9 protein-coding genes and 3 pseudogenes are annotated in these 12648 nt (G+C 67.3%); 6 read left to right on the top strand and 6 right to left on the bottom strand.

What is annotated here, in order from left to right:
* The 3 genes and pseudogenes from GEV07_12465 to GEV07_12455 all read right to left on the bottom strand — a co-directional run.
* Nucleotides 1-1048, bottom strand: a 1048-nt coding sequence (locus tag GEV07_12465) for a mechanosensitive ion channel (protein MQA03488.1), incomplete at its 3' end; no start/stop codon positions are given.
* A gap of 282 nt (nucleotides 1049-1330) precedes the next feature.
* Nucleotides 1331-1905, bottom strand: a pseudogene (locus GEV07_12460) (DUF817 family protein).
* Entirely contained in the window at nucleotides 1815-2984 is a 1170-nt protein-coding gene (locus GEV07_12455; GenBank protein MQA03487.1) for an AMP nucleosidase, read from the bottom strand. Before GEV07_12455 ends, GEV07_12460 begins: the two are co-directional and overlap by 91 nt.
* A 50-nt stretch (nucleotides 2985-3034) precedes the next feature.
* Here GEV07_12455 and GEV07_12450 point away from each other — a divergent pair, with 50 nt between their 5' ends.
* The 6 genes from GEV07_12450 (at nucleotide 3035) to GEV07_12425 (ending at nucleotide 9483) form a co-directional block, all read left to right on the top strand.
* Nucleotides 3035-3763: an FCD domain-containing protein gene (locus GEV07_12450; GenBank protein ID MQA03486.1), complete on the top strand. Its 729-nt coding sequence runs from the start codon at nucleotides 3035-3037 to the stop codon at nucleotides 3761-3763.
* Between the two features lie 191 nt (nucleotides 3764-3954).
* Nucleotides 3955-5019 (top strand): amidohydrolase family protein, encoded by a 1065-nt coding sequence (locus tag GEV07_12445; GenBank protein MQA03485.1) that lies wholly within the window; start codon nucleotides 3955-3957, stop codon nucleotides 5017-5019.
* Nucleotides 5020-5038: 19 nt separating this feature from the next.
* Nucleotides 5039-6142 (top strand): amidohydrolase family protein, encoded by a 1104-nt coding sequence (locus tag GEV07_12440; protein MQA03484.1) that lies wholly within the window; start codon nucleotides 5039-5041, stop codon nucleotides 6140-6142.
* A gap of 2 nt (nucleotides 6143-6144) precedes the next feature.
* On the top strand, nucleotides 6145-6615 hold the full coding sequence (locus tag GEV07_12435) for a Rieske 2Fe-2S domain-containing protein (GenBank protein ID MQA03483.1): 471 nt from the start codon (nucleotides 6145-6147) through the stop codon (nucleotides 6613-6615).
* A gap of 81 nt (nucleotides 6616-6696) precedes the next feature.
* Nucleotides 6697-8046, top strand: coding sequence for a hypothetical protein (locus GEV07_12430; GenBank protein ID MQA03482.1), 1350 nt, complete (start codon nucleotides 6697-6699; stop codon nucleotides 8044-8046).
* A 54-nt stretch (nucleotides 8047-8100) separates the two neighbouring features.
* A complete protein-coding gene (locus GEV07_12425) occupies nucleotides 8101-9483 on the top strand; it encodes an FAD-dependent oxidoreductase (GenBank protein MQA03481.1) in 1383 nt (460 codons plus the stop codon).
* Between the two features lie 22 nt (nucleotides 9484-9505).
* Here the strand turns inward: GEV07_12425 and GEV07_12420 are convergent.
* From GEV07_12420 to GEV07_12410, 3 genes and pseudogenes are all read right to left on the bottom strand, one after another.
* A pseudogene (locus GEV07_12420) lies at nucleotides 9506-10686 on the bottom strand (FAD-dependent oxidoreductase).
* A gap of 3 nt (nucleotides 10687-10689) precedes the next feature.
* A pseudogene (locus tag GEV07_12415) lies at nucleotides 10690-12242 on the bottom strand (amino acid adenylation domain-containing protein).
* A complete protein-coding gene (locus tag GEV07_12410) occupies nucleotides 12239-12613 on the bottom strand; it encodes a hypothetical protein (protein MQA03480.1) in 375 nt (124 codons plus the stop codon). Before GEV07_12410 ends, GEV07_12415 begins: the two are co-directional and overlap by 4 nt.
* Nucleotides 12614-12648 lie beyond the last annotated feature (35 nt).

Genomic DNA, 12648 nt, shown 5'->3' with positions numbered 1-12648 from the left:
GAGGACAGTTCTCATAATCCGTCGGTCGTGGGTTCAAGTCCCACCCACCCCACCGCGCTACTGTCCTTGACCAGGCAAAACGTGAGTATCGGTGTTGCAGTCCGGGCAGGGCTGCCCTTAGCCGGTCACTCCGCCATGCCGGGGCCTGCCGCATGTACCCGGGGTGAGCGATGGGGATGCCGTGCCGGTCGAGACTGCGTTTGATCTGGCCGCGCAGCATCCGGTCGAGCGCCCACTGCTCACCCGGCTGGGTCCGCGCGATGACCCGGACGGTCGTTGCGCCGTTGCCGATGGCGACCACGCCGCTGATGTCCGGCCGCTCGAGCAGTTTGTCCGTGACGTCGGTGTGGTCGGCGAAGGCGTCGATGCCGTCCTGGATGACGTGCGTCGCCCGTTCGAGGTCCACCGAGCTGTCGAGCGGGAGCTCGACGACCACGTTCGCCCAGTCCTGGTTCATGTTGCAGACGCGCAGGATCTCGCCGTTGCGGACGTGCCACAGGCCGCCGTTGAGATCGCGGATCTTCGTGGTGCGCAGGGTGACGGCCTCCACGGTGCCGACCGCGTCGCCAGTGTCGATGACGTCGCCCACGCCGTACTGATCCTCGGACATCATGAAGATCCCCGCGAGGAAGTCCTGCACGAGGCTCTGGGCGCCGAACCCGATCGCGAGACCGAGCACCCCGGCACTCGCCAAGATCGGCGCGACGTTGATCCCCAACTGGCTCAGCACCATGACGAACGCGACACCGATGATCAACGCGGTCGCCATGCTCTTGAGCACAGAAGCGATCGTCTGCGCCCGCTGCCGCTGCCGCTCGGCACGCGCCGTCGACGCCTGCTTCAGCACGCGGTTGGCCATCTTCGAGCTCGACTGGCTCAGGCGGGCGTGCGAGCTGACCATGCGGTTGGTGAACTGGTCGATCAGCCGGCCGGCGAGGAACCGCAGGACCACGGCAACCGCGACGATGATGACGACATTGAGCAGACCGGCCAACAGGGTGCCCACGTTGTCGCTCATCCAGTCACCGATCGCGCTGAGCTTGATCATGTTCTCCGCACCGGAGTCTGGAGCCCGACGTTGGCTGAACCGACTGATGACAACTGCACGGACGCGCCTCTCCTCTCCGGTGCCTGAACGCCCACCCTGTCTAACCAAGCCGGAGACAACAGGCAAACCGGGACCGAGGGTACCTCGATGCGCATGTCCGGCATCGCAGAGCGTGGCCCCCGCGGTGGCTCGGCGCGCTCCGCAAGAACCGAGAACTACCGACTCGGGCGACGGGCCGACTCGGTCGCCGCCGCGGCCAGGACGCCCGTGTCCGGCTGATCTTCACGCAGCCGCCAAGGCGAGCGAAAGGCTCAGCGGCATCCGGTACCTGCGCCCGCCGACGGTGAAGTGCACGGAGGTGTGCCACGCGGTCAGGAGCAGCAGTGCGGCGAGCGGCACTCGCAGGTCGACGATCCAGTGGTGCGTGACGAAGTTGACGTAGATGGCCACCGCCGCGGTGAGCCAGGTGCGGTAGTCCGACACCCGCAGCTCGAGTAGCCGCCACGCCTGGCAGATGTAGCTGCCCACGGCCGCGTACAGGAACCCGCTGTACAGCGGAACCCCACCGATCTTGGTGAACGCCTCGCCCGGATAGCTCCACGAACCGAGCCGCACCTTCACCAGCTCGAACACCAGGCCGATGAGGTGGAACGCGGTGATCACCGTCACCTTGCCACGGTGAGGGCGATGCCGTACACCAACAGCGCGTCGTACCTGGGCACCGGCAACGGCACGCCCGAGCTGGCCAGCAGACTCGGTACAGCTCCTACTGGGTGCCGAGCAACGGCTCGTCGGTGGAGCGTATGTCGTGGTGTGGCAGGCCGTGTGGGTACTCGCGACGGACCCGGTCCAGACACGACAAGGCGATGTCGATGTGCTGGCGCTTGCTGGATTCGTAGAACGCTGCCGCGCTCGCAGTCAGCTTCGGTGATGCGTGCAGCGGTTTGTCCGACACACACAGGAGCGCGGCGTTGGGGATGCGGTAGCGGAAGCCGTTTGCCGCGATGCTGGCCGATTCCATGTCGATCGCGACGCACCGCGCCGTCTGCATCGCCGTGAGTGTCGGGCCCTGGTTGAACTCCCAGTTGCGGTTGTCGGTGGTGCACACCACGCCGAGCCGGTACTGGGCGCCTCGGGACTCGAGAGCGTCCAGCAGGAAGGTGCTGAGCCGGTGGTTCGGGGTCACGGGGACGGTGGGCGGCAGCACGTCGTCGAGTACATGGTCGGCGCGCAGGTAGGACGTCGCCAGCACGAAGTCCCCGAGGCGTTGATGGTTCCGGAGCCCGCCACAGTGTCCGATCATGATCGCCGTATCAGGGCGCAGTACGGCGAGGTGGTCGGTGATGGTCTTCGCGTTCGCCGGCCCGACGCCGATGTTCACCAGGCTCACGCCGTCGCCGTCCGGGGTTTGGTGATGCCAGGCCGGCATCTGTGCCCCATCACGTTCAGGGCCTTGCGCGTCGGCGTATCGCTCCCGGAACGCCTCGACGTGCATGGCGTAGTTCGTGAACAAGACATGCCGCTGGAACGACTCCGCGGGCGTGCCGCAATAGTGCGACAACCGATCCAACGACAACGCCATCCGCTCCGGTCCGAACAAGAACAGCTTCTTCGCCCGCCGATAGAAACGATCCTCGTCGAGCGCAGAAAAGAAGGCGGGATCATGGAACGGCAACGCCCGCCGCGACGGTCGCGCGGTCACCGCCGCTCCCTTGCACAGCAGCGCCGTCAACTCGCGCCGCAGGTACCGCCGAATGGCGCCGGGACGCGCGAACTCGCCGGTGATACGCGGGTTGTGATCAGACCACGGACGCACGACCTCCAGCGAGGGATACCAGCCGTCCGCGTCAACGGCGTCGAGAACGTCGAGCAACCGGTCGACGGCGGTGTCGACCGCACTGGAGTCCAGCTCGGCACCATCCACAGTCGCTTCCACCGCGCCGACATTACACACAGCGGTCGCGGTTGTGTGGCTATCCTTGACGTGTGCAGGGCGATGATGAGGTTACCGAGCTTGCCGTCATCGAGCGGGGCAGCGCCGACGTGCCGTCGGTCCTGTTGGGCGAAACGACGACACGGACTAGCCTGGTCAGGTCCACGTTGCGGGACATGATCATTGCCGGCAAGTTCAAGCCAGGCGACACGCTCGTCGAACGGCACCTTGCGGCCATGCTCGGGGTGTCCAAGACGCCCGTCCGCGAGGCGTTGATCTCATTGGCCAGCACCGGTCTGGTGCGGGTGTCCCACAATCGCGGGGTCGTCGTGCGGCGCCCCAGTTTCGACGACATGTGGAAGGTGTTCGAGACCCGCCTGCTGCTGGAACCGTGGGCTACCGGCCGGGCGACCGCTCGAGGATCGGCGCAGACCTACGCGGACGCAGCTGCGGCGCTCGAGGCGTCGAAGGCGCTGCTCGATGCCGACGACCAGATCAAGCTGAGCCTGGCCAACCGCCGCTTCCACCGGGCCCTGTACTCCCAGGCCGGCAACGAGTTGGTGATCGCCCAGCTCGACGAGATGCAGGACCTGATCTCACTGGGCTTCGTCGTGGTGTGGGAGCGCACCGTGTGGCCCGTTTGGCGGGAAGAGTACGACGAGCACTGCGAGATCCTCGCGGCTGTGCAGGCGGGCGATGCCGACACCGCCACCTCCAGGGCGCGCAAGCACATCGAGAGCTCCCTGGCCCTCTTCGAGAAGCACTGGGACGCCGACACGTAGTCAGGGCCGTGTCTCGGGCTCTTCCGTGGTGCGAGCGTGACTGATATCTTGGTATATCAGTACACCAACCGCATGGTGGTCGTCATGCCCGATGCGCTCATCGCCGAGCTGTCGCCGCGGTCGCTCGACCCGACGGCGAAGACATCGTCCGCGGACGGCTCCGCCCGCGCCCGGACGAACGAAGAGCGGCCATGACCGGGCGAGTCGACTGTGACGTGCACAATGCCGTCCCCGACATCTCCGAGCTCTTTCCTTACCTGCCGACCCGCTGGAGCGACTACTGCGTCGAGCACGGGGTGGACAGCCTCACACCCGGCTACTACCCGCCGAACATGGAGCTGTCAGCCAGACCGGAGACGCGTAACGGCAACGCGCAGCCCGGCTCGGACACCGCGCTGGTACGCAAGCAGGTCCTTGACGACGGCGCGGCCGAGATCGCGATCCTCAACTGTCTCTACGCGATCCAGCCCATCCACAACGAGGACTGGGCGGTCGCGATGGCGCGAGCCCTCAACGACTGGCAGGTGGCCCACTGGCTCGAAGCCGACCCGAGGTTCCGTGCGTCGATCGTGGTGCCCACCCAAGATCCGGCGCGTGCGGCGGAGGAGATCCACCGCTGCGCCGAGCACCCCGGCTTCGTACAGGTCCTGCTGCTCGCCTTCTCCGAGATGCCACTGGGGCGACGCTGCTACTGGCCCATCTTCCAGGCGGCGGCCGAGCGCAACCTGCCGGTCGGTATCCACCCGGGAGTCGCTGGTGCGAACCCGTTGCTACCGGTCGGTTGGCCGTCCTACTGCATCGAGGACTACGCTGCGGCGTCCGGTGCGATGCAGTCACAACTGATCAGTTTGGTCTGCGAGGGCGTGTTCCAGAAGTTCCCCGAGGTCACGGTCGTCATGTTGGAGAGCGGGGTCAGCTGGCTCCCCTCCCTGATGTGGCGGCTGGACAAGAACTGGAAGGGCCTACGGCGCGAGATCCCATGGGTGAACGAGCTGCCGTTCGAGGTGGTCCGCAAGCACGTCAAGTTCACCGTGGCGCCGTTCGACGGGCCGGAGGGCACCGACGCCGTGCAGCGGCTCGTCACGCAGCTCGGGTCCACGGAGTTGCTGCTGTACGCGAGTGACTATCCACACTGGCATCACCGCGACCCGGAAACGTCTCTGTTGCGCCATCTGTCGTCCACCGAACGCGAACAGGTCATGTGGCGCAACGCAGCCGAACTCTACCGACTGGATTTCCCCAGCGTCGTCACGTGACGGCAAGGAGGGCACACCGATGGCCAGCCAAGCGACGTCCGCGATCGCGGCCCCGGACTCGACCCGCGTCGGCCTGATCGACTGCGACGTCCACAACGCGGTTCCCTCCGATGCGGCGCTGCGACCGTACCTGTCCGCGAAATGGCGTTCGTACGCCGAACTCGTGGGCTCGCGCACCTACTCGCCCTACCTGAAGGGCTACCGGTACCCGAAGGTGAGCCCGGCTGGCGGCTCCCGCGTCGACTCGTGGCCGCCCTCCGGCCAGCTTCCCGGCTCGGATCTCCCGTTCATGCGGGAGCAGTTGCTCGACCTGTACGGGATCGACTGTGCCATCCTGAACTGCCTCTACCGCGCCGCGGAGCAGCGCAACGAGGAGTACGGTGCAGCGCTCGCCCGTGCCGTCAACGAGTGGCAGGTCGAGCACTGGCTGGACCAGGACTCGCGGCTGCGCGCGTCGATCACCGTGGCTTTCGAGACACCGGACCTGGCGGCCAAGGAGATCGAGCGGGCTGCGGAGCATCCCGGTTTCGTCCAGGTCCTGTTGTTCCCACGTACGAAGGAGCCACTCGGTCGCCGGCGGTACTGGCCAATGTTCGAGGCGGCCGAGCGCTGTGAACTCCCCATCGGGATTCACTTCGCCTCGACGACGGTGTCTCCCATCACGTCGGGCGGTTGGCCTTCGTACTACATCGAGGACCACAGCGTCATGTCGATGGCGTTCCAGGCCCAGCTGACGAGCCTCATCATGGAGGGTGTCTTCGATCGCTTCCCGAACCTGAAAGTCGCGCTGATCGAGGGCGGATTCGCGTGGGTACCGCCGCTGGTGTGGCGGCTGGACGACCTGTTCCACCGGATGCGCGAAGAAGTGCCGCACTTGCAGCGGCTGCCGTCCGACTACGTTCGGGACCATGTCAAGATCACGACGCAGCCGATGGAGGAACCGGAGAACCCGCGCCACGTCCTCGACCTCATCCAGCAGGTCGGCGAACAGACGCTGATGTTCTCCACCGACTACCCCCATTGGGACTTCGACAATCCGCACAGAGCGTTCCAGGTGAAGCTGCCGAAAGACCTGCGTGAACTGGTCATGCGCGAGAATGCCCGTTCGTTCTACGGGATTTGACCATGAGCGTGCCAGTGAACAACAGGAGGCTGTTCGTCGTCGGCACCGCGGCGGAAATCCCACCGGGAGAACGCAAGATCGTCGATATCGAGGGTCGGTCGGTCGGCGTTTTCAACGTCAACGGTGAGTACTTCGCCGTACGGAACACGTGCCCGCATGCGGGTGGCCCGCTGTGCCAGGGTGTTCTGTCCGGAATGGTGGTCTCGAAGGAGCCCGGGGAGTACGAGTACGTCCGGCGCGGTGAGTTCATCCGCTGTCCCTGGCATCAATGGGAGTTCGACGTACGAACCGGCCAGTCCTGGTTGGACCCGAAGAAGACACGCGTGCGCCGGTACGACGTCCAGGTCGAAACCGGCGCTGAGCTGTTGAGCGACGATGCGGAACTGGTAGGTGCAGGTTTGCAGAAGGGGCCGTACGTGGCCGAGACGTACTTGGTCACTCGTGATGGTGAATACGTTGTCGTGTCGCTGTAACTGACGCACGCTCGCTAGTAGGTGTCGTCTACGCGGGGGACAGCTTCGATCGACGAACCTCAACGACGAGGGGTTGCTCACATGTCGTCCGTAGACAAAACGACGAACAAGGTTCAACAACAAATCGCTGTCCCGCCCAATACACTTCGTGGCTACTTGCGCAGCGTCGGGCCAGGCCTGGTGGTTACCATGTCCTGGCTCGGTGCGGGCGACCTGGTGGATTCCTCGGTCTCCGGCGTGAACTACGGTTACTCGCTGATATGGGTCCTGGTGCTGGCCCTGGTCAGTCGCTACTTCTTCACTCTCGCCATCGCGAAGTACGGGTTGTGCAACTCCGTCGACGACCCCTCGGTAATCTCCGGCCTCGCACACGTGTGGCGCCACCTACCGGCAATCGTCGGTGTGCTGGCGTTCATCTCGGGCTTCATTCTGCAGACCTACATGGCGCTCGCCGTCGGTACCGCACTGTTCCACCTGACCGGCGGCGTCGGTGGCGACACATGGGGCGTCTTCATCTGGACGGCGGTCACGGTGGTGATCACAGGAGTGCTGCTTTTCCGGCGCAGCCGGTATCGCGCGTTGGAGATCCTCGCGCGGGTCACGGTCGCGGTGTTGGTGATCGCCTTCCTCACGAGCGCCATATTCTCCAGTCCGGACGCCGGCGAGCTCGTGTCCGGACTGGCTTTCCAGCTACCCGAGAACCAGGGCATGTTCTCCTCGCTGCTGGTCGCGGCCGCGATCATAGGCGCTGTGGGCGGCTCGGCAGGCAACCTGATGTACCCCGAGTTCATCCGGGAGAAGGGCTGGAACGGCCCCGCATTCCTGAAACTGCAGCGCGTCGATCTGCTCGTCGGCGTGCTCGCGGTGATCGTAGTGAACCTGGCGGTTTGGATCGTTGGCGCGGAGATCGCCCGGTCGCGCGGCATGCAGGTCGAAGGCATCACAGATCTCGCCGCGGTCATGCAGGCGGCGGTCGGTCCCGTGGGTCCGTGGATCTTCTGGATCGGCCTGTTCTTCGTCGCCTTCAGCTCGTTCCCGGCCTATGCCACGGGCTACACGCAGATCCTGTTCCGTGGCCTGTACGAGTCACTGCCTGCCCGTCGGCAGCGCTACGGCGAAGGTTCCCGCGACCCACTGTTCAACTGGCTGCAGATCGGCGTGATGGTCGTGATCCCGCTGGCGTTCGCGCTCCCGGGTCTGCCCGACGTCCTCGTGCTGACGGTCGCGGGAAGTTCGACGGCGGCGATACTCGCACCGGTCATCATCGTCGGCACGCTCGTGTTGACCAACAACAAGCGACTCATGCTGCCGGGATACACCAACAGGTGGTGGACGAACGTCGTCCTCTGCGCGGTTGGCGTCGTCGGGATATGGGCGTCGTACGGAGCCGTGAAGGGAGTCATCGAACTCGTCGCTCAAGGCATGTCTTGACGCGCACTGAAGACCTCGTACCGCAAGACCGACCACATCTGGGAGAGAGCCGGCATGAAACTGTTCGGAGACTATGACGTCGTGGTGGCCGGAGCCGGCATGACCGGCGTGGTCGCCGCGGTCGCGGCCGCGCGGCAGAACGTACGGACTCTCCTGGTCGAATCCAGTGGTCTGATCGGTGGCCTCATCACCGGCGGGCGGTTGACCAAGCCGACCGGCATCGTGCAGCCGGGTGTCTATCGAGAGCTGATCACGCGGGCAGCTCGGCACGGTGGCGCCGACCCGGAGACCCAACACAGCTACTGGGGTGCTTATACCGGCGTGTTCGACTCGGAGGTGATGCAGCGGGTGATCATCGAAGTGCTCGAGGAAGCGTCGGTCGAGGTGCTGCTCTTCGCGCATGCGACCGGAGCCGTCGAACACGAGCACCGAGTCACGGGGCTCGAACTCTTCACAAAGGAAGGTCCACAGTTGGTCACGGCGCGCACGCTGGTGGACGCGACGGGGGACGGCGACGTGGCGACGCTCGCCGGCGCGGAGTTCATGATCGGACGCGACGACGGGCTGATGCAGCCGATGACGAGCTACTTCCGAATACTGAACGTCGACTTCAACGAGCTGGCGGCGTACTGCCGGCAGCATCAGGACGACATCTCGGAGTTGGTGGTGCCGGAGCCGGCGAACACCGCCGCCGACTACGTGCTGAAGTTCTTCGCGACCGGATTCACCCAGCGCATCCAGCACGCTCGGGAGAACGGGTTCGAGTGGATCGTGCCGCGCAACAGCATCACCATGAAGGCGGGGATGTTGCCCGGCGAGATCAACGTCAACGTCACCCGCGTACAGGGCAACGCACTCGACGCGCGTGTCCGGAGCCGGGCCGTACTGGATATTCGCAAACAGGCCTACTGCGCATTCGACTTCCTGAAGAGCTATGTGGCCGGCTTCGCCGATGCGGTCCTGCTCGACGTAGCACCGGTACTCGGGGTACGCGAGACCCGCAGGATCAGCGGCGACTACGTGCTGACCGAGTCGGACGTGACCGGGGAGGCACGCTTCGACGACGCGATCGGCCTGTGCAACGCACCCATCGACATCCATGAGCCCGGCGGTGAACGCGCGATCATGCGCGGGGTCGGCTCGGGCTACGGGATGCCGTACCGCGTGCTGCTGCCGGCCGGCGTCGAAGGCCTGCTGACGGCAGGCCGCTGTATAGCCGCGGATCCGGTCGCCTTCGGTTCGACCAGGAACACCCCGGCATGCGCGCTGACCGGGCAGGCGGCGGGGATAGCCGCGGCCAAGGCGGCGGCGCGAGGTGCTACACCCCGCCAGCTACCGGTCGCGGAGATCCAGTCCGAACTCGAAGCCCTTGACGTAGTGCTCGGCACCGACGTACAAGATCGGTTGCCGGACGCTGCGTTCGCGGCCACCGCGTAGACACCGCGCGCCGGTCGATCGGTCAGAGCAGTGCCAGGAGTTTCGGGGTGTAGCGGGCCGTTGCGGACGCGGCGCCGGCGACCATGTCGAAGTACGTGGCTGTGCGGTCGGGGTCGGACTGTACTGCGCGTAGGAGGGCGAGCCGGGGCTTCGGCGTCTCCAGTTGGGCGACGCTCAGGGTGGCGTGGTAGCCGTCGATCAGCAGCTGGTCGCGCTCCTCTGCGTACCGGCGGAGCGCGGCGTCCAGTCGCTCGGGGGTGTGGAGGTGACCGCTCACCCGCCCGACGAGCGACTCCGCCTGCAGGAACGCGTCGGTGATCCCGCGTGCGGTGATGGAGTCCTTGTGGTGTCCGGCGTCACCGACCAGGGCCCACCCGGGGCCGGTCGGCTGCCGGAAGAAGTTCCGCTGGTCACCGGTGCCACGCAGGCGTTCGACGCGGTGCGCGTCCTGCATGCGGTCGAGCAGCGCAGGCGCGGTCGCGCGTACCTGGTCCAGGTACGCGCGCTGCGCGTCGGCACGTACTTCGGCGAAGCGAGACTGCGGGAAGTAGGCCAGTACGAGCGTCGCGTCGTCGTTGGTGCGGACGGCGCCCACCCAGCCGCCCGGCCGTTCGAACAGCTCGAAGCCGGCCGGCAGGCCTTCCCAGTACGCGTAGTAGGCACAGGTCAACCGCGGGTCCTGCACCGAGTACGGCGCCCCGCAGAGCTTGGCGACCGTGGAGCGCATCCCGTCCGCGCCGAAGACGAGCGGGGCGCGCTCGTGAACCGGCGTCCGCGATGCGCCGCCTCCACACCGACGACGCGTCCGGTGTCGTCACGCAGCAGGGTGGTCACCGAGCAGCGGCCACGGAACTCGACGCCGGCCGCGACCGCCCCGCCCACCAGGATCGCGTCCAGTACCCGGCGCCTGGGTGCGTAGCCGGTGCGCTGCCCGGCCACGCCCCGGCCGCACCCCTCGATGCGGATGTCGGCCACCTGGTAGACGGCATGCTCCAACGGCGGGCAGCCGGACGCGCGCACCCGGTCGAGCAGGCCCCACCGGGCGAGCGCCGCCACGCCGGGCTGGTGGATGAGGTGCGTGGAGAGCGCATCGGAGGGGAACTCCGCCCGGTCGAGCAGCAGTACCCGGTATCCCGCACGGGCCAGCAGCATGGCGGTGGGAGATCCGGCGCACCGTGCTCCCACGACGATGGCGTCGAACATCGGTCAGCCTCCCGGCCGGCCAGCCAGCGCCGACGCCAGGGTGCGTCGGTCGATCTTGCCGTTCGCGTTCAGCGGCAGTTCCTCGAATACGGTGATCCGGCGAGGAAGCATGTAGCGGGGGAGGCGGGCCGCCAGGGCGGAGTACAGCTCGTCGGTGTCGTGGTCGGTCCCGCTGACCGCCGCGCACAGCTCCGGCTCGCCGTCCGGGCTCTCGACGGCCGTGACGATGGCGTCCGTTACGCCGCCACTCTCCCTGAGCAGTGCCTCGATCTCGCCGAGCTCGATCCGGCGGCCGCGGATCTTCACCTGGTGGTCCATCCGCCCCTTGTGGACCAGCAGGCCGTCCTGCACGGTGACGTGGTCGCCGGTGCGGTACCAGTGCCGGTCGGTGAGTGGCGTCTCCCGTGTACGGGTGCACGGTGCCGGCCTCGTCGACGGCCAGGAACCGGCCGACGTCGTTCGCCGGGTCCAGGTAGCCGGGGAAGCGCTGCGGACCGCGGACGCAGAGCTCACCCTCGGCGCCGGGGTTGCCGTTCTCGTCCAGCAGCCGGAACTCCACGGACGGGTGGCAGGTCCCTATCGGTACCGTGCCGCCCGCCGGCATCGGCCACTGCGCAGGGTCGCGCGGCAGCCGGTACTCGGTACACGAGACCGTGGCTTCCGTCGGGCCGTACAGGTTGACCAGGGTGCTGGCCGGCGCGGCCGCCTGCCACGCATGCGCCTGGGGCAGCGTGAGCGGCTCGCCGCCGAACACGCTCCAGCGCAAGGTAGGCATGCTGCCCGACTGCAGGGTGTCCAGACGTGCCGCGAAGGACACCACGGACGGCACGGAGAACCAGTGCGTGAGCCGGTGGGCGTTGATGAACTTGACCGGCGACAGCTGCTGCCCGCGCCTCGGCACCACGAGCGTGCCCCCCGCAGGCCCAGGCGACGAAGAGGTCGTGCACCGAGCCGTCGAAGGTGAGGTCGAAGGCCTGGGAGAGCCTGCTGCCGGGGCCGATCTCGTACCGCGACACCATCTGGGTCAGGTAGGCGGAAACGTTGCGGTGCAGGATCGGCACGCCCTTGGGGTTGCCGGTCGAGCCGGACGTGAAGATAACGTACGCGACGTCGTCCGGGGTGGCCGGGCACGCCGGCAGTTCGGCGAACGGCTCCGCGCCCATCGCCGCCAGCGCTACCGAATCCGCCACGAGCAACGGGACACCCAGGTCGGCGCCGGGGGCGTCCGCGACGGCCAGGTCAAGGCCCGCGGCGGCAGCCACGGCGGCATTGCGGGCCGGCGGGGACTCCGGGTTGAGCGGCACGACCACCGCACCGAGCCGCGCGATGGCGAGGTAACCGACGTACGCGGTCACCGACCGGCTCGCCAGCAGCCCCACCCGCGCCGGTGCGACGCCGTCGTTGGCGGCGAGCAGCCGGGCCGCGAACCGCTCCGCGAGGTGCCGCAGCTGGCGGTAGGTCAGTGTCTCGGCACCCACCTCCAGTGCCGGGCTGGCATCGAACCGGTCGGCGGAGCGGGTGAACCACGCGTACGTGGTCTGCGGTTCGCCGGTCATGCGGCCGGTGCGACCAGCGTGCGGCACCACTTCCGGAACGCGCCCACGGTGGGCAGCTCGGCCAGGTCGTCGGCGTCGACGTCGTGGCCGAGGTCCTGGGTGAGCTCCACGAGGATCTGCACTCTCGCCAGCGAGTCGATCCCGATGTCGGACAGCGCCGAGTCGTCCGAGTAGGACGTGTAGGCGTAGCTGCGCAGGATCGCGTCGACCGGGTCGGCGTCCTCGCCGGTCGTCCGCTCGCCGAACCAGTACCGCTTCGTCCGCCAGGGATGGCCGGGCACCGGGACGAAGGTGCCGCGGTCGGCGAACAGCTCGGCCCAGCCCACCGGTTGGCCCGCGCGGTACCGCGCCGACCGCGTGGAGCCGGTCATCCACGGCAGGCGGGTGGACACCGCCCAGGGCGGCG

The sequence above is a fragment of the Streptosporangiales bacterium genome, assembly GCA_009379825.1.
GTDB lineage: Bacteria > Actinomycetota > Actinomycetes > Streptosporangiales > WHST01 > WHST01.
The sequence above is the reverse complement of the archived record's forward strand: the minus strand, read 5'-3'. Positions and strand labels throughout refer to the sequence as shown.